The organism is Acidobacteriota bacterium (assembly GCA_016195325.1).
In the GTDB taxonomy this organism is placed as follows: domain Bacteria; phylum Acidobacteriota; class Polarisedimenticolia; order JACPZX01; family JACPZX01; genus JACPZX01.
In genome coordinates this window covers 1-18,483 of the sequence record JACPZX010000044.1, presented here as the reverse complement: position 1 = coordinate 18,483, position 18,483 = coordinate 1, and the positions used below count along the sequence as shown (strand labels likewise).

General features: G+C 67.3%; 12 protein-coding genes. 6 read left to right on the top strand and 6 right to left on the bottom strand.

The annotated features are described in order from the left end of the window. Positions 1-83: 83 nt before the first annotated feature. Complete coding sequence (locus HY049_09145) at positions 84-392, bottom strand: hypothetical protein (protein MBI3449066.1); 309 nt, start codon at positions 390-392, stop codon at positions 84-86. A gap of 969 nt (positions 393-1,361) precedes the next feature. Between HY049_09145 and HY049_09140 the strand changes: the two genes are divergently transcribed. Then, positions 1,362-1,727, top strand: coding sequence for a hypothetical protein (locus HY049_09140; GenBank protein ID MBI3449065.1), 366 nt, complete (start codon positions 1,362-1,364; stop codon positions 1,725-1,727). A gap of 119 nt (positions 1,728-1,846) precedes the next feature. Here HY049_09140 and HY049_09135 read toward each other — a convergent pair whose 3' ends face one another. Next, positions 1,847-2,221: a hypothetical protein gene (locus HY049_09135; GenBank protein ID MBI3449064.1), complete on the bottom strand. Its 375-nt coding sequence runs from the start codon at positions 2,219-2,221 to the stop codon at positions 1,847-1,849. A gap of 214 nt (positions 2,222-2,435) precedes the next feature. Between HY049_09135 and HY049_09130 the strand changes: the two genes are divergently transcribed. Next, positions 2,436-5,309 carry a hypothetical protein gene (locus HY049_09130; protein MBI3449063.1) on the top strand — a complete coding sequence of 958 codons (2,874 nt, stop codon included), beginning with the start codon at positions 2,436-2,438 and terminating at the stop codon, positions 5,307-5,309. Positions 5,310-5,313: 4 nt separating this feature from the next. Here HY049_09130 and HY049_09125 read toward each other — a convergent pair whose 3' ends face one another. After that, positions 5,314-6,300, bottom strand: a complete 987-nt coding sequence (locus HY049_09125; protein MBI3449062.1) for a hypothetical protein — start codon at positions 6,298-6,300, stop codon at positions 5,314-5,316. Between the two features lie 26 nt (positions 6,301-6,326). Here HY049_09125 and HY049_09120 point away from each other — a divergent pair, with 26 nt between their 5' ends. Continuing rightward, positions 6,327-6,632 carry a Rieske 2Fe-2S domain-containing protein gene (locus tag HY049_09120; GenBank protein ID MBI3449061.1) on the top strand — a complete coding sequence of 102 codons (306 nt, stop codon included), beginning with the start codon at positions 6,327-6,329 and terminating at the stop codon, positions 6,630-6,632. On the opposite strand, the gene sixA is transcribed toward HY049_09120, so the two are convergent. The 3 genes from sixA to HY049_09105 all read right to left on the bottom strand — a co-directional run bounded on the left by sixA (position 6,629) and on the right by HY049_09105 (position 11,908). Continuing rightward, positions 6,629-7,156 carry a phosphohistidine phosphatase SixA gene (gene sixA, locus HY049_09115; GenBank protein MBI3449060.1) on the bottom strand — a complete coding sequence of 176 codons (528 nt, stop codon included), beginning with the start codon at positions 7,154-7,156 and terminating at the stop codon, positions 6,629-6,631. The two genes, HY049_09120 and sixA, sit on opposite strands and share 4 nt — an antisense overlap. 394 nt (positions 7,157-7,550) lie before the next feature. After that, positions 7,551-8,978 (bottom strand): phosphomethylpyrimidine synthase ThiC, encoded by a 1,428-nt coding sequence (thiC, locus tag HY049_09110; protein MBI3449059.1) that lies wholly within the window; start codon positions 8,976-8,978, stop codon positions 7,551-7,553. Positions 8,979-9,025: 47 nt separating this feature from the next. Then, the gene (locus HY049_09105; GenBank protein MBI3449058.1) at positions 9,026-11,908 is read right to left on the bottom strand and encodes a TIGR03960 family B12-binding radical SAM protein; all 2,883 of its coding nucleotides are present in this window, start codon (positions 11,906-11,908) and stop codon (positions 9,026-9,028) included. Positions 11,909-12,066: 158 nt separating this feature from the next. Here HY049_09105 and HY049_09100 point away from each other — a divergent pair, with 158 nt between their 5' ends. The 3 genes from HY049_09100 to HY049_09090 form a co-directional block, all read left to right on the top strand. Continuing rightward, complete coding sequence (locus tag HY049_09100) at positions 12,067-12,504, top strand: Rrf2 family transcriptional regulator (protein ID MBI3449057.1); 438 nt, start codon at positions 12,067-12,069, stop codon at positions 12,502-12,504. Between the two features lie 63 nt (positions 12,505-12,567). Then, complete coding sequence (locus HY049_09095; protein ID MBI3449056.1) at positions 12,568-14,592, top strand: radical SAM protein; 2,025 nt, start codon at positions 12,568-12,570, stop codon at positions 14,590-14,592. A gap of 202 nt (positions 14,593-14,794) precedes the next feature. Beyond that, on the top strand, positions 14,795-18,483 hold a 3,689-nt coding region (locus tag HY049_09090; protein MBI3449055.1), incomplete at its 3' end, for a S8 family serine peptidase.

Sequence of the window (18,483 nt, the reverse complement as noted above, 5' to 3'; positions counted from 1 at the left end):
TCGCGCTGGGGCTCTCGTGAGTTGGACAGCATCGCGGGGGAACCTCGACGGGCTACCCGGGTTGCACCCGTCCGAAACCGCCTCTACGGCCTCAAGAACGAGGGTTCAGGCCGCCAAGGTCGGCGTTCTTGGACAGCAGTGATGTGATCAAGGCGTTGGAGCTCCACCATGAGTTCGTCGGGATTGCCGTCCCCGTGGTGGTGACGCTCGGAGGCGTAGGCGTGGTCCACCTCTGTGAAGCTAAGCCCGATTTGTGCGCTATCGCCGGAGAGGATTCCAGCGGCGTAGTGTCTCAGGTCGCCGTTCAGGCCTACTTCCTTCTTGTCGAAGCCCTTCGAGAGACGCTCGTCTGGCGAGAGGTGAAGGTGGCGCTTGAAGTCGCAGAGGAACAAGGGCGTGCCGGCAATTGGGAGGGTGCATCGGAGGCTCTAGGGTTTGCGCGCTCCAAACTCGGTGGATTGCAACGCTTCAGGGAGCAAGCTGAGAGGGTCGCTGATTACATCGATCGAGCTCGGTCGGCTGCGGAGGAACTTAACGCTCCCGGCCCGACGCCTCCCGCAAAGTCGAATTCACCCGCCGGCGCACCTCCTCCCACTTCCATCCTTGGACCGGGGCAAGGATTGGAGACAGGTAAGAATCCCGGAAATGGGTCGGCGTGCTATGTCTGCGGCTCACAGATTAGTCGTTAGTCCCAACTTAGGCGAGTCCAGTGACGCGAGGAACTAAAGAACTGAACACAATAGCCGTCCACGATTCGGAGCAGGTGACCTCGGGGGGTAGGCAAGAGCTTGAGCGTCGAGGTCAACGGGGACGTCGTCCTGAAAGCCCCAGACTTGTCTTGGCGTTGACCCGTGCGTAACCCGCTTTGCAACAGTTGCAGCGATCCCGAATCGTGGTTTTCTATTTTGGGGATCAGTGAGGTCTCAAGACTGACATGAATCGACTCCGTCCGCAGCGAGGGAACCGCGCGCTTCACCTACTCGGCGTGTTGTCAATCGGAGCTGGTGCGATCATCGCTCTGTGGCTTTCGATTCCGTTGGGCGAGCTTCCGCCGGAGTTCTTGCGCTTGGACTTCGTGATTGGTCTCTTAACCCTGTCACTGGCAGTCGGAGCCACTCGATGGACAGACTACGGCAGAGCCCCGTTATACAACATTGCAAACGCATTGCTCGCGGCCGTCACTTGTCTGATGTTGATGGGAGTGAGCGTAGCATCGCTCACCGTCGGAACTGTCACTGGCGCGTTGGTTCTCGGATTCAGACTTGTTAGGGCACGGACGACGACAAGGCGACGGGGAAAACCGTAATGTGTGACCGCCTTGACTATTTCCGTTCATATCTGTCCAAGATCGGCCGCGATTCATGCCGCCTGGAGCGGAGAGGCAGCGCATCCTCGATGCGATCAAGACGGCGATCCTCGACGAGATTCAATCATTGCACTTGGAAGACAGGTTTACCGACGAATCGCTCGACGTCGGCGTGAGAAGCTTCGACGGAGTGCAGCAGGACATCACGGTATGGTACTCGCTCCCACCCTTTGGCCCGGTAGTTCGGAATCTGGAACTGAAACTTCAGAGGACCAGTGCAAGATTCTCGGTCAGCGCCTCGCAAGGACCGACGCCGAATTCGTCGGAATTCGAAACTGAGGAAGCGCTCACCGAGCACTACCGTCAACGGCTTCACGAGAACTCGCTTCACTTGACGGTCCCCTTGCGGCACCGCAAGTGAGAGCAGCCTTGGCCTTTTCTTCAAACACGCGTGGTGATCTCACCTCACACCGTCCTATGCGAGTTCCTCGACGTCTTCGAGCTGCAGTCCTTGACCGCGCTCGCAACGCCAATCCATTCCTAGAACTTCCCCGTCTGCAGCCGCAGCGCGTCGGGGAGATCCCCGTCGAATCCGTCGCGCGCGAGATCGCACCAGAGCGCGAGCCCGCGCCACGAGCCGAACGGCGCGTAGAACTTCTCGATGGCCTTGTCGGTCACCGGGCGGCCGCCGCGGCGCGTCTCGCTGAACTCGCGGCGGCACCACGAGTCGATGCCGAGGCCGTCGTACCGGCTGACGAGCTTGAGCACGTTGTCGGCGACGTAGCACCCCGCCCCCTTCACCGAGGCGATCTCCTTGCGGATCTCCTCGAGGGGCATCGAAGGGTTCAGCCACGCCGAACGACTGAGGTCCTTCCTCGAGCCGGTCAGATGCGTGTGCCGCCCGGAAATGGCCATTCGAATCGTGCTATGTTCCTCTACACACAAACTCTGTCTGCACTCATTTCTTCATTCAACTGAGACCGATCGGTATGAGAGTCGCTCACACCGCCGGGCGACTCGGCGGCATCCTTCCATGGGCAAACACCCGAGACGTTGCGGAGTCCGAGACCCCGAGCCGCCGGAACCGGCGCCCCGGAGAGAACTCGCCGATCGAGGAGGAGAGCTCTTGATGCGCACGAGACCGTGGATGCTCCTGCTGCTCGGGTTCGTGGTCGAAACGGGGATACCGGTGTCCTGGACTCCCGCCGCGGCGGCGCGCCAGTGGACCCTGGATGAACGCGTGCGCGCGCAGGAGGTGATCGAGCGTTTCTACTACTCGCACCTTGAGGGAGCGACGCTCCCCTTTGAAGAAGCCGTGCCGCGAGCCGTGGTGCAGGCGAAGGTGATCGAGTCCATGAAGCGTTCCGAGGCGCTCGACCGCATCTGGCACGAGAAGGTCACCTCGCAGGCGCTCCAGGAGGAACTCGTCCGCATCGCCGCGAGGACGCAATACCCCGATCGGCTCCGTGAGCTGTACTCGGCGTTGGGAGACGATCCGGATCTAATCGCCGAGTGCGTCGCACGCCCGGCGCTGGTCGCTCGCCGGACAAGGGATCACTTCGCTCACGACGAGTCGATCCATGGAGCGGCCCGCCGGCAGATTACCGAGCTTCGCCGACGACTCGTTTCCGAGGAGATCTCCGCGGACGCGCCGCGTCGCGGAAGAACTGAAGTCGAAATCGTGAGCGAGTCACCGGAGGAGGCGCTCACCGGATCCCTGAGTCCAACGCCCCGCATTCCACTTGCTCCCGGAGCGTTCGAAGACTGGCGAGAGGAGTGGGGGATGAGAGCCGGTGAGATCTCCCCGGTGCGCGAGCTCGAAGGCGAGTTCGCGGTCGAGGTCGCGCTTGCCGTGTCGAACGACCGGATCCGCATGGCCCGCTACGTCGTGAACCGGCCGACGTGGGATTCATGGTGGTCAGAGGCGAAGAAGCGACTCTCCGGGGATGTCGGGTCCGCTGCTGAAATCGAAGCCACCGCGAAGCCCGCGCTCCAGTCGCCGGCGTCCGTCTGCTCCAGCCAGGACCGGTGGATCCCCATGAGCAACGCCAGCGCGCCGTCCCCGCGAAACGCGCAGACCGCGGTCTGGACCGGGACCGAAATGATCGTCTGGGGAGGCGTCGCCTCGGGTGCCTACCTCAGCACCGGAGGGCGATACGACCCGATGCTCGACGTCTGGAATCCTGTCGCGACGAGCAACGCGCCCGAAGGCCGTCTCTACCACACGGCCGTCTGGACCGGATCGGCGATGGTCGTGTGGGGCGGGCTCAGCCCGACCGACGGCCTCGCCTCCGGCGGCATCTACTCCCCGGTGACGGACTCCTGGACGCCCACCGCGGCGGGCAACGCGCCGGCCAAGCGGTTCGGTCACACCGCGGTCTGGAATGGCACGCACATGATCGTCTGGGGTGGGGCGCAGGGGGGGAGTTCCTCCGGCTACGCCGACGGGGGATCGCGCCTCGATCCCAAGATCAACGTCTGGTACCCCATGTCGAACGTGTCCGCCCCCAGCCCGAGGTTTTTTCACGTGGCCGTTTGGTCCGGATCGGAGATGCCCGTATTCGGCTCGCCGTCGTCGATTCCATCGACGGAGGCGCGCTACGTGGCGGCGCGCGACGCGTGGACTCCGATGAGCGTGACATTCGCACCGGAATACCGGATCGACGGCGCCGGCGCGTGGACCGGCCGCGAGATGCTCGTCTGGGGAGGTGACCTGGGGACTCTCCCCCCGGCGCCCGTGAATTCGGGAGGACTGTACGACCCGAGCCACGACTCCTGGCGTCTGACCACACTCAGCAGCGCCCCGGCCCCGCGCTTTGGTTTCGCATCCGCGTGGACGGGGCAGTATTTTCTGGTCTGGGGCGGAAGGTACTGGGATGGCCAGGGGTACCAGCGTTACGGCGACGGCGCGCGCTACGACCCTTCGCACGACACGTGGACCCCGATGGATTCAGCCGGTGCGCCGACGCGTCGAAGCGGAATGCGCGGCGTCTGGACGGGCTCCTCGATGCTCGTCTGGTCCGGGTTCGGCGACGGCGTGAATCATGACGACGGCGCGGCCTACGTACCCGCTCAATCGACCGGGCTCGACACGGACGGAGACGGCGTCGACGACGGCTGCGACAACTGCGCGTCCGTCGCGAACCCGGGACAGGAGGACGGGGACCTGGATGGCGTCGGAGACGCATGTGACAACTGTGCCTCGGTCCCCAACCCGATGCAGGCGGACAACGATCACGACGGGATCGGAAACGCCTGCGACGTCGAGACGTGCGACGCCATCGACAACGACGGCGATGGCCAAATCGACGAGGACGACCCGGGCGGAGGCTCGATCTGCTCCATGGGAGCGCCGGGGGTCTGCTCGGCGGGTATCGAGCATTGCGTGTTCGGTGCGTTGTCCTGCTTCGGGGTGAATCAGCCGTCCGCTGAACGGTGCGACGGCCTCGACAACGACTGCGACGGCCAGATCGACAACGGGGATCCCGGAGCGGGTGCCGTCTGCCGCACGGCGGTCCCCGGCATCTGCGCGAAGGGCGTGACGGAGTGCATGGGAGGCTCGATCGCTTGCCTCGGAACCGAGGCGGCGCGAGCCGAGGTCTGCAACAACCTCGACGACGACTGCAATGGAGTGAAGGACGACGCGACCGGCGGGTGCTCTCTCTTCGCCCTCGCGCCGCTCGATGGCGACGTCCTCGAGTGCGCCAGCGCGAAGACGTTTCAGCCGACGTTTTTCTGGAATCCCGCGCAGTACGACGGCTTCCAGATCTCGATCAACACGACGCCGACCTTCATCAAGGCGAACGGCGTCACGAGCGGGAAGAAGCTCCTGTCAGGGACTTTCTGGCACTTGCCGAAGGCGCTGTGGACGAAAGTCTGCAAGAAGGCCGTTAGCGGTGCACCGCTCTACATCCGCATTCAGGGAACTGATCTCGCCGTCCCGCCGACGGATCCCGCACGCACGTTCATGAGCCCTGTGGTGACGACGTCGGTTCACAAGTAAGGCCCTAGAACTTCCCCGTCTGCAGCCGCAGCGCGTCGGGGAGATCGCCGTCGAACCAGTCGCGCGTGAGATCGCACCACAGCGCGAGCCCCCGCCACGAGCCGAACGGCGCGTAGAACTTCTCGATCGCCTTGTCGGTCACCGGGCGCCCGCCCCGCCGCGTCTCGCTGAACTTGCGGCGGCACCACGAGTCGATGCCGAGACCGTCGTAACGGCCGACGAGCTTCAGGACGTTGTCGGCGACGTAGCGCCCCGCCCCCTTCACCGAGGAGATCTCCTTCCGGATCTCGTCGAGAGGCATCGAAGGGTTCAGCCAGGCGGAGGGAGAAAGGGCTCCCGACGCGACGCGCTTCGCGAGCTCGCGAAGATAGGCGGCGCGGTAGCCGGCCTTGATCTTCGACACGAAGAAGCGCTCGGGGCGCGACGCCATCGCCTCGGCGGTCGGGAAGGAGCGGCGCCCGGAGTCCCCCGCCACCGGCTCCCCCACCTCGCGGACGAGCGCCGAGGTCATCAAGCGCGTCAGAGCCCACGTGCAGTTCGTCGTGCAGATCATCTTCACGAGATCCTCGAACGGATCCGGCGCGCGAAGAAGAGGCCCCGCCTTCGCCTCGGCGACCCACGCGTACCCATCCATGCTGCGGCAGACCACGTGGAAGTCGCCGAAGGGCTCGTCGAGTCGGAACATGTGCCGAACCTGGCGCGCGATCTCCTCGCGCACCCTCGGCCCCGCGGCGCCGCCGCCGTGAACCGCGATGTCGAGCGAGCTCCCCTTCCCCTCGGTGATCGAGATCCCGCGGGCGCGCCCCCCCGGCGTGAGGACGACGCGGCGGAGCGCGCGGGCGTCGAGATCCCACTCGAACGGGGCGAGGTCGAACCAGCCGTGGCTGTAGACGGTGCGCAGGAAGGCGAAGCTCGGCGGCACCGGGATCGCGAAGGTTGATCCGCCGTCGCGGGGGCCGTTATCATCGCCGCTCTCGACTCTTCGACTCACTCGACACTCTCCCGGGAGGCGTTCCCATGGCCAGCTTCGTCAAAGCCGCGAAGGCATCCGAGCTCAAGTCCGGCGACGCGCGCGTCGTCGAGATCAACGGAAAGGCCTGCGCGCTGTTCAACGTGGAAGGGAAGTTCTACAGCATCGACAACACCTGCGTCCACCGCGGGGGCCCTCTCGGCGAGGGGTTCCTCGACGGCGACGTCGTGACGTGCCCCTGGCACGCGTGGCAGTACGACGTGACGACGGGGGCCTGCAGGACGAACCCGGGCCTCGCGGTGGCGTGCCACGAGGTGAAGGTCGAGGGGGACGACGTCCTGATCGCGGTCTAGGGGGCGGCCGCCGTTCCTGAGACCGCGGCGGCGAGGTGATCGATCGTCATCAGAAACGCCAGCGACCCGGGCTCGCGCGGCGGGATCGCGTCCACCGCGATCCGGGCGAGCGTTCCCTTCTTGAAGAGGATCGTCCCGCGCCCCAGGTCGAGGATCTCCCCCGCCATCTTCGACAGATCCGGCTCGTGCCCGACGAGAAGGACGGAGTCCGCGTATTTCGCGGGGCCCGCCGCGAGGATCTTCCTGATCTTGTCCCACCTCGCCCCCGCCGCCATCGCCTCCTCGACGGAGAGGCGGTCGCGCTCGCCGAGCGCGTCGGCGACGATCTCCGCCGTCTCCTTCGCGCGCACCAGCGGGCTCGTGAGGATGCGATCGAAGCTGAGCCGCAGGCGGAGCATCCCCGCCGCCGCCCTCCTCATGCGCGCCGCACCGTCCTCGGTCAACGGCCTCTCGGCGTCGTGCCCGTAGCGCGGATCCTTGTGCGACGCAGCCTCGGCGTGCCGGAGCAGATACAGGTCGGCCATTTTCGAATGACTCCCGGGGTTCGATGATGAATTGCGCGCAGGATAATACGCGCAAAGGCCGAGAACATCAATGGATTGGTCTGTCCGTACGGCATGAAGTGATCCGCGGATCGGATCGGCCTGCGGAACGGCGGCGCGCTCGTCGCGCCGCGAGAAGCCTTCAGCAGCGGCGGACGCGCGAAGGCGCGCAGCCGTCTGCTGCAAGGCGTGACCTCCCGCGCCCCTCTCGGTGAGCTTGATGTCGTGAGCGAGCTGGGTAGCTCGAATCGAAACAAGTTGGGCCGCCAGGAGGCCCGCGCGGAGGAGGGGACCCTCTGGGAGGGCTCGCGCGAATTCCCAACGGCCCAACGGCACATACACCGCGATAAGCGGGGCCTATCCTATTCGGGATCGATTAGTTTTTCGATAGCGCCGAAGCCCCTGCGGGGCGCGGGGATTGGGGCGGCGGGACGGATCCGGCCTCAGGTGCGGCTCCCGACGTCTGGACCTCGATCTCGGCGAGGACCTTGTCGATCTCGTCGATGCGGTAGGCGTCCTGCATCGAGCAGAACCTCGGGCCGCACATCGAGCAGAACTGCGCGCTCTTGAAGTAGTCGGCGGGGAGCGTCTCGTCGTGCATCCGCTTCGCCGTCTCGGGGTCGAGGCTCAGCGCGAACTGCGCGGGCCAGTCGAAGTTGAAGCGCGCGCGCGACAGATCGTCGTCGCGCTTCCGCGCCCCCTTCCTCCCGCGCGCGATGTCGGCGGCGTGGGCCGCGATCTTGTAGGCGATGACGCCGTCGCGGACGTCGTCGGCGTCGGGAAGGCCGAGGTGCTCTTTGGGGGTGACATAACACAGGAGGGACGCTCCGTGGTAGGCGACCATCGTCGCGCCGATCGCCGAGGTGATGTGATCGTAGCCGGGGGCGATGTCGGTGACGAGGGGCCCGAGCGTGTAGAACGGGGCCTCGTGGCAGATCTCCTGCTGCTTCCGCACGTTCATCTCGAGCTGGTCGAACGGCACGTGGCCCGGCCCCTCGATCATGACCTGCACGTCCTTCTCCCACGAGCGGAGCGTCAGCTCCCCGAGCGTCTCGAGCTCGGCGAACTGCGCGCGATCGGAGGCGTCGTGGAGGCAGCCGGGGCGCAGGCCGTCCCCCGCGCTCACCGTGACGTCGTAGCGCGCGAGGATGTCGAGCACCTTGTCCCAGTTCTCGTAGAGGGGGTTCTCCTTCCGGTGGTACATCATCCAGTGGGCCAGGAGCGATCCGCCGCGGCTCACGATGCCGGTGATGCGCCCGCGCACGAGCGGGAGATGTCGGAGCAGGACGCCGGCGTGGAGCGTCATGTAGTCGACCCCCTGCTTCGCCTGGTGCTCGATCATCTGGAGGAGGTCGTCGGCGGTGAGGTCCTCGATCTTCTTGAGCTCGGCCACCGCCTGGTATATCGGAACGGTGCCGATCGGCACCGGGCAGCTCTCGATGATGGCGCGGCGGATGGCGTCGATGTCGCCGCCCGTCGAGAGGTCCATGACGGTGTCGGATCCGTAGCGCACCGCGATCTCGACCTTCCGGAGCTCCTCCGCGACGTTGGAGGTCACCGACGAGTTGCCGAGGTTCGCGTTGATCTTCGTCCGGGCCGCGATGCCGATGCCGCAGGGCTTGAGATTCACGTGGTTGACGTTCGCGGGGATGATCATCCTCCCGCGCGCGACCTCCGAGCGGATCAGCTCCGGCTCGAGTCCCTCCACGTCGGCGACGTATCGCATCGCATCCGTCACCACCCCCTGGCGGGCGTGGCGCATCTGCGTGACGGCTTTCCCATGGGCGGCGGACATGATCGTCATCCTCTCCCGGACCCGCTCGCGGCGCTCGCGCGGCGACTTGGGTCCGATCAGACCAGGCTCACGGCCGCATCGGCGGCCCTCGGCTCCAGTCCAGGCCGCGGCAGGGTGGAGGCGTAGTGCAGCTCCTCCCTGATGATGTGGCAGCCGGCCGGCAGGAGTCCGTAAATCCCGATCAGAATCTCCTCGGGGCGGACGGTCGCGCCTCCCTCGAGGAACGCGACGGAGAAGGCGAGGCCGACCCTGCCGATCTCCGGAGCGTCGCTCCAAGATACCCCACTCGTGAACTTCCTGAGATCCACCTGGACGAGCTTCCCCTTGCGGCGCTTCTCGATCACGCGGGACGCCGCGGCGTTGAACGCCTCGACGCGCGACCAGTGCCACGCGGCGTCGCCTCCCTGCGGGGACCCGGGGGGCGCGCCGGCGGGCGACGCGTCGTCGTCCGGGGCGTCATCCGTAAGAGCGGCCCGGGAGTTCTCGGCGTCGTCCCGCAGCCCCGACTCCTCGTTGAAGGGCATCGTCTCGACCGAGCCGCTCCCCCGCCCCGGCGTGAGGAGCGCGGGCTCGACGAGAAGGGGCACCGACACGCGGTACGCCGCGGAGCGGACATCCCCGGCGAGGGACGGCGCGCCGGGGGGGACGAGCGCCACGCTCTCGATGACGAGCCCCTCGGGGAGAACGTCGTTGAGGCGCTTCACGAGCGCGGTGGGGTCTGTCGGAGCGCCGAGCTGGAAGTCGACCGCCTCCCTCGCCCCCTCGACGCCGAGCGCGAGCGCCGGCGTGAAGGCGAGAAGAGGCTTGGGGTTGAACCCCTGCGAGTACTTGAGCCCGAGCCCGGCCCTCCGGAAGGCGCGCGCGAACCCGCGGACGAGATCGAGATGGGACGTGAAGCGCGCCCCCCCCCGCTTCGCGAACGTGGCGCGGTAGCGGAAGGCGGGGGCGTCGTTCGGCGCGGGGGGAAGCGGCTTCCTGAGGTTCGGCCGCGACGAGATGTGGAGGAGGTTGTCGCGGTTCGTGACGCGCTCCTCCGTGATGTGCGGGAGATCGCACGCACAGCCGCAGTCGTAGCAGATGAGCTTGTCGTCCGGCCTGAAGGGGCGGTTGAATTTCTTGAAGGGCTTCTCGCACGCGGGCGAGACCATCGACTTGAGGGCTCGCTTCCACTCGCGGACGAGGAACTCCTTGAGGACCGTCGTGTCGATGTGGTCCCACGGGAGAGTCGATTCGAGCGGGATCGCGTCGAGGTACGGCTGCATCGGCACGCCCGCCTCGTCGAAGGCGGCGCACCACTCCTTCCATCGGAAGTGCTCCGTCCAGCCGTCGAAGCGGCACCCCTTCGCGTACGCGATCTCGATGACCTTCGCGAGCCGCCGGTCGCCGCGGCTCATCACAGCCTCGAGGTGGCTCGTCTCGACGTGATGCTTCTTGAACTTGATGTTGCGGTTCCTCACCCGGGTCGAGATGAACCGCTGCTTCGCGTAGAGGGTCTCGATCGGCTCCATCGCCGCCCACTGGAAGGGGGCGTGGGGCTTCGGCACGTGGGACGACGCGCTGAAGTGGAGGCGGGGCGTCACCCCCGGCCCCCCGTTCGCCTTCGAGAGGCGGTCGCGGCCGATGCGGAAGATCTTCTCCGCGATCTCGATCATCGCGAGGAGGTCCTCGTCGGTCTCGGTGGGGAGGCCGATCATGAAGTACGTCTTGATGAGATCCCACCCCTCCCCGAAGGCGTTGTGCGCCGCCTGGAGGATGTGCTCCTCGGTGATCCCCTTGTTGAGGACGTCGCGCATCCGCTGCGTCCCCGCCTCGGGGGCGATCGTGAAGCCGCTCTTCTTCACGCGGCTGATCTGCTTCGCGAGCTGCTCGGTGAGGCCGTAGGGGCGCAAGCTGGAGACCGACACCCCCACCCGCGAGTCGACCATCCGGTCCATCACCTTCTCGACGAGGTCGGGAAGGCACGAGTAGTCGGCGGGCGAGAGGGAGGTCAGCGAGACCTCGTCGTAGCCGGTCTCCTCGAGTGCGTCGAGGGCCGACTCGAGGATGCTCTCGGCGCTCCGCTCGCGGACGGGGCGGTAGATGATGCCGGCCTGGCAGAAGCGGCACCCCTCGGTGCACCCCCGCGCGATCTCGATCGAGACGCGGTCGTGGACGATCTCGGCGTGCGGCACGATGGTGTCGGACGGAAACGGGTACTTGTTGAGATCGTCGAGGACCGCGCGCCGCACCGGGAACGGCGGCGGCGCTTCCCCCTCGACGCGCGCGGCCGGGTCGGGGCCGGTCACGTAGTGCAGGCCGCAGTGCGGGTCCGGGGCGGTGGCGTACAGCGACGGGACGTAGACGCCGGGCAGGCGCGCGAAGGCCTTCAGCATGTCGCCGCGCGATCGCCCCGCCTCCTTCATGTCGGCGTACGTCTCGAGGAGCTTCGGGAAGGCCTCCTCCCCGTCGCCGATCAGGAAGGCGTCGAAGAAGTCGGCGACCGGCTCGGGGCTGAAGGCGACCGGCCCCCCGCCGAGGATCATCGGCGCCCCCTCCCGGCGGTCGCGGGTCCTGAAGGGGATTCCGGCGAGGTCGAGCATCAGCAGCACGTTCGTGAAGCACAGCTCGTACTGGAGGGAGAATCCGACGATGTCGAACTCCCCGAGCGGCGTGCGCGACTCGAGGGAAGTGAGCGGGAGGCCGTGCTGGCGGAGCGCCCTCTCCATGTCGGGCCAGGGGGTGAAGCACCGCTCCAGCGCCATGTCGCCGCGACGGTTCAGCAACGAGTAGAGGATGCGGAGCCCGAGGTGGCTCATCCCGATCTCGTAGACGTCGGGGAAGGCGAGGCAGGCGCGGACCCTCACGCTCTTCGGGTCCTTGACGACGGAGTTGTGCTCCCCGCCGAGGTACCGGGCGGGCTTCTCCACTTCGGGAAGAATCTGCTCGAGGGTTCTGGACATGGCGGGCCTTCGCGGGAGATAAGGTGTGACCGGCCGCGAGTATAGGATGTCGGACCAAAAAAGTCCCCGCGCCTCCGGCGAAAAATTTCTCTTGCCCCTTTCTTGAGTATTTCGCTAAAGTATGGCGCCCGACAGGGGAGTGCGACCGGAGGAAATGGTTGCGGATCACCAAGCAGAGCGAGTACGGGCTGGCCGCGATTCTCTACCTCGCGTCCCAGCCCGCAGGTAAGCTCAGCTTCCGGGTCGAAATCGCGACCCGCTGCGACATCCCCGGCATTTTCCTCGCGCAGATCCTGGCGAGGCTGAGGCAGCGAGGCATCCTGGGCTCGCGCCGAGGCGCCCGCGGCGGATACTTCCTCAGGGTCGAGCCGCAGAGGCTGACCCTGGCGGATGTCCTCGAGGCGCTCGAAGGGAAGTCGGACCTGATTCGTTCGATCGACATGGCCGCAGGCGACCCCGCCGCGCTGCGGCAGTCACCCGCCGGCATTCGCCGCGAGGCGTTCCGCCGGGTGCAGGAGAGAGGCCGGGAGCTGCTCAGGAGCATCAAGATCGGCGAGCTGCTCTCGGCGAACGAGCACACGGCATCTGCAACGTGATGGGGCCTCGCGCCCCTTGGACATCTTGAGTCTGGCTGTCGAACCACCGGAGGGTTCCTTCCGATGAGGCTGAACAAAATAGTAGGCACCGGCGCGGCCGCCGCGGCGAACGTCGCGTGGCACGCCTTTCAAACTGTGAACCGGATGTTCCCGGAGGGGTCGTTCCAGCCCAGGTGGGCCCCGGCGCCCCTCCTCAAGAGCCGCGAGCGCTCCTACCCTCAGCTCGGATTCCCGCGCAAGACCGACTCGCTCTGCCCGCGCTGCGTCAAGGAGGTGCGCGACCAGATCATCAGCGGGGAGGTCGACTGGCACATCCTCGTCGACGGGAAGCCCGGGGAGATCCAGGCGACCATCGTCGAGCGCGACGGCAAGGTCTTCATGGAGAAGACGTGCGAGAAGCACGGCCCGTTCTCGGACATGATGGCGGTCGACTCCGACTTCCTGAGGCGCATGGAGAAGCTCTACCCGGGGCGCGATTTCCGCATGGCCCCCGACGAGCACCATGACCACGGCTCCTCCACGGTGCGCTACGGCCGCGGGGCGGTGCTCACCGTCGACCTGACGAACCGCTGCAACATGATGTGCAACCCCTGCTTCATGGACGCGAACCAGGTCGGCTACGTCCACGAGCTGACGTGGGAGGAGATCAAGGAGATCCTCGACCACGCGGTCGAGGTGAAGCCGAAGCGGCAGATGTCGGTGCAGTTCAGCGGCGGCGAGCCGACGATCTCCCCGTACTTCCTCGAGGCGGTCGCCTACGCGAGGAAGGTCGGCTACCAGAGCGTGCAGGCGGCGACGAACGGCATCCGGTTCGCGCAGGACTTCGAGTTCGCGAAGGCCGCGAAGCGCGCCGGGCTGCGCCTCGCCTACCTCCAGTTCGACGGCGTCACGAACGAGGCCAACTCGCACCGCGGCGTCGGCAACCTCTTCGACGTGAAGAGGCAGGCGATCACGAACCTGAAGGAGGCCGGCGTCGACATCACGCTGGTCGTGACGATCGTCAACACGATCAACAACGACCAGGTCGGCCCGATCATCAAGCTGGCCGTGGACAACATCGACAAGATCAACGCCATCTCCTTCCAGCCCGTCTCGTTCACGGGGCGCGACGAGGAGATCTCGGACGAGGATCGCGAGAAGCAGCGCTACACCCTCTCGCACCTCGCGCACGACGTGAAGACCCAGCTCGGCGTGACGGAGCCGATGCGCGACTGGTACCCCCTCTCCGCCTCGGGCCCCTTCAGCGACATGAGGGACCTCATCGACGGGAAGAACGCCGAGTGGGGAAACCTCAAGTGCGGCTGCCACCCCAACTGCGGCATCGGCACGATGCTCCTCGTCAACGAGACGACGAAGCAGATCATGCCCTTCCCGCAGATCCTCAACGTCGACCAGATCATGGAAGATTTGAAGGTCATCAACGACGCCGCGCGCGGCCGCACGATGACGATGATGCAGATGGTGCTGAGCGTCCTCCGGAACTACCGCGCGAAGGAGGCCGCCCCGGGCCTCGGCCTCTGGGACATCGTGAAGGTCATCGACGGCCACAACGGCCGACGCCTGGGCCTGGCCGAGCAGAACCGGTACGAGTGGCGCATCCTCCTCGTCGCCGGCATGTGGTTCCAGGATCTCTTCAACTACGACTTCCGGCGCACCGAGATGTGCATCATCCCCTACGGGACGCAGGTCGGTGAGGTCTCCTTCTGCGCCTACAACACCGGCGTGGGCTGGCGGCAGATTGTCGAGGAGATGTTCCAGGTCGCGTCCACCAAGGAATGGTACGAGAAGAAGGGGCGCCACGAGATCTTCGCTCACGGGAAGAAGGTCCCGCTGCCGATGATCGGCGAGGACGGGCGGCTGCGCACGCCGCTCCGCGTCCCGCAGCTCGGGGCGGCCCCCGCGGCGCCGGCCCCGATCCAGGTCGCCGCGCTCTCGCCGTCCACGGGGAACGGCAAGTCGCACGGCGGGACGAACGGCAACGGCCACACCTCGATCCCCGCCATCCTCACGGTGGGGGATCCGTCGAACGCCTCGCGATCGGGAGGATCGATGACCGCCGAGGAGAGGGCGCGCCTCAACCGCACCTGATCGGCCGTCCCGGAATCGAACGAGCCCCGTCGCGGCTTCCGTCGCGACGGGGTTTCGCTTTCCGGGGGCATTTCCATTGCCTCCCGGCCCGAATGGACGAATATTCCGGATGAGTGGTCCCGGGCGAAGGTGTCCGCTCGGGCCGGTTGTCGGGTTTTTCGGGAGGCGGGCCGCCGAGCGCGGGCCGGAGGGGTATATAAAGATGATACGACCCGGCGCGGGCTGGTCTTTCCCGATCGCCGTCCTCATGGCGGCCACACTGATCTCGACGACCGGGTCCGCGGCCGCCCCCCAGGTCGCCAGCCGAAAGGGGTGGATCGAGGCCCTTCCCGGCCACCGGCTCGACATCCTTCCCCGCGGGTCGCGCGTCGTCGAGAGCTACGGGGAGAGGCTCTTCGTCGAGCTCCCCGCGGACGCCGTGCAGGCCCTCGCGGCGCACGGCCTCGCCTTCCAGCCCGCCGACGACGCGGATGTTCTGGCGGTCGGCGCCGAGAGGTTCGACGCCCGGGACGGTGAGCCGATCCTGGCGGCCGAGCTGCACGCGACGATCGGCGCCGCAGCGAAGCGGCCGTACCTCCTCAAGTTCGACGCGCCGGTGAAGCCCGAGTGGCTCGCCGACCTCGCGGCACACGGGATCGAGCTGCTCCAGTACCAGCCGAGCTTCGGCTACCTCGTGATGGCCCCCGCCGGAATCGAGAGGACGATCGCCGGGATGCGGCACGTCTCGTTCTCGGGCGAGTACCACGCCGCCTACAAGGCCGAGCGCGATCTCCTCGACAAGGGGGGGCGCGACGAGACGATCTCGCTCCGCATCGTCTACTTCGATCTCCCCGACTATGGACGCCGCGTCGACGCGACGCTTGGCATCGGCGCCCGGCTCGCCTCCGTCAGCGACGCCGCCGCGACGAGCCAGTGGGCAACGCTGCACTACGTCGTCTACGACCAGTTCCCGACGAAGGAGCTCTACCGCGTGCTGCGCGATCCGGAGGTCTACTGGGCCGAGGAGTGGCACCCGCCGCAGCCCGAGGACGAGCGCGCCGCGCAGATCGTCGCCGGCAACATCACCGCCTCCCAGCCCGTCACCGGCTACCACGCGTGGCTCGCGGCCCTGGGGGCGGACGGGACCGGCGTCACCGTCGCCGTCGCCGACACCGGCCTCGACACCGGCATCCTCGCGACGCTCCACGGAGATCTCCGGAACCGGACCACCTTCGCGACAACCTTCTGCTCGCAGAACCGCGACCGCGACGGCCACGGGACGAACGTCGCCGGCATCGCCGTAGGCGATCCGCGCCTGCCGACCGGCACCGGGCTCACCGACCCGGGGGGCTTCTTCTGGGGAGCGGGCTCCGCGCCGGGGGCGCACCTCTACTTCCAGAAGGCCCTCGACTCGACCGACTGCCCGGGGGTGAGCATCGACGGCGCCAACATCGCGCAGGACGCCGTGAAGTTCGGCGGCGCGCAGATCGGCAGCCACTCGTACACCGACGGCCTCACGCCCGGAAGCTCGTACACGTCGCAGTGCCAGGTCTGGGACGCGCGCGTGAGGGACGCCGACTCGACGACCGCCGGCAACCAGCAATATGCCGTCGTCTTCTCGGCCGGGAACAGCGGCCCCGCGGCCAGCTCCCTCTCGTCGCCGCACGCCGCGAAGAACATCATCTCGGTCGGCAACAGCGAGAACTTCCGCCCCGGCCTCTGCCCCGGCGTCGCTGGATGCGGCGGCTCGGCCGACGACATCGACACGCTCAACGACTCCTCGTCGCGAGGGCCGACGACCGATGGGCGCATCAAGCCCGACGTCACGGCCCCGGGGCACGTCATCGGCGGGCCGAAATCGTCGGTCGTCACGACGTACGACTGTTTCTGCGACAGCAGCGCCCTCGCCGGCTGCTGCGCCTCGCTGGGCGTGGACGGCTCGAACAAGTACACCCTCTTCACCGGCACGAGCCAGGCGGCGCCGCGCGTCGCCGGCGCCTCGGCGATCGTCTTCAACTGGTTCAAGAATCGCTTCGCCGTCTTCCCCTCCCCCGCCATGGACAAGGCGATCCTGATCCAGGGCGCCGTCGACATGAAGGCCCTCGACGTGCCGAACAACAGCGAGGGGTGGGGTCGCATCAATCTGAAGAACTCGCTCCAGAGCCCGCTCGCGACGCAGTTCGTCGATCAGAGCACGGTGATCGGCACGACCGGCGATGCCGGCGCCTTCACCGCGAGCTACGTCGTCCAGGACTCGCGCGTCCCCGTGAAGGCGACGCTCGCCTGGACCGACGCCCCCGGCGCCGCGAGCTGCAACCCGTGCCTCGTGAACGATCTCGATCTCCTCTTGACGCAAGGAGCGACGACGTGGCGCGGGAACAACTTCACCGCCGGATTCACGAACACCGGTGCCGTGGCCGACGTGCGGAACAACATCGAGGGAATCAACCTGGCGGGAAACACCCTCGACTGCACGCCGTTCCAGATGAAGGTGCGCGCCACGACCCTCGGCGGTGACGGCGTTCCCGGGAACGCCGACACCACCGATCAGGACTTCGCCCTCGTCGTGGGGAACGCGGCGCCGAGCGGTGTCCCCGTCGCGGCCCTGTCCTCGTCGGCCGTCGGGGCCGGCTGCGACGCCGACGCCTTCCTCGATCGGCGCGAGACCGCGAGCCTGACGCTGCAGATCCAGAACGCCGGCTGCGCCGCGGCGGCGGGAGTGCAGGCGACGCTGTCGCTCGCGTCGCAGCCCGCCGGGGCGAGCGTGACGCTCTCGCCCGTCGGGGCCGAGGCGATCGGGTCGATCGGCGCCGGGGCGACGGTGCCGCACGTGTGGCAGATCTCCCTCGCGAACTCGGCGTCGTCCTTCTGCGGCCAGAAGGCGCGCTTCCGTGTAGATTTCACGGACTCGGCCGCGCACGCGTGGAGCGATTTCGTGGACGTCGTTCTCGACGCGAACGGCTTCTCGACGATCACGAACACCGACAACGTCAACACCGACAACTCGTTCTCGAAGGACCCGACGGAGTGGACCCGCCAGGCGTGCCGAACGACGAGCCCGACGCTGTCGTGGCACATGGGGCAGACGGACTGCAGCGGGATCGTGCGTGACTCGAGCACGCGAGACCTGGTCTTCTCGTACACCGTCGGCGCGAGCGATGTCCTGAAGCAACTCCAGTTCCAGCACGCGTTCAACGGGTATTCCAACGCGAGCTTCAACGACATGGTCGAGGTGGACATCGACCCCGAGAACGACGGGACCTTCGTCACCCTCGCGTCGTGGAAGGCCGGGATCAACGCGCCGGCGACGATGACCCTCGCCGGCCCCTTCGATCTCACGCCGTACAACGCCGCGCACGGAACGACGATCAAGGTGCGATTCCGTTTCACGGGCGGCGCGAACTGGGTCGGCGGAGCGAACACCGCCGCCGGCTGGGATGTGGACGACATCGTCTTCAAGTACGATCAGATCACCTGCGACGCCGGATCGTGCCCCCTCTGCTCCGCGCCGACGGGACTCACGAACAACTCCGCGTCGGACCCCGCCTCCTGCCTCGCCTCGGGGAACGCCGTTTCGTGGACGCAGGACGCCTCGGCGTGGAACGACGGGGCGGTCGGCGCGCGCACGTACACCGTCCTCCGGAGCGGGACGCCGGTCGCCTCGGGCGGGTGCGGCGGCGCGATCCCCTACGGCACGACCTCGTGCACCGACACCACCGCCGCCGTCGGCACGGCGTACACGTACACCGTCCGCTACACGAACGGCTGCGCCTCGAGCGCCGCGACGGCCGGAGCCGGCGCGACCGACCTCGCGACGCCGCCCTCCCAGGTCGGCGACGGCCTCGCCGGGACGACCCCGGTGACGATCGCCTACGACGGCGTGCACGTGATCCTCGGGTGGCAGGCGAACGC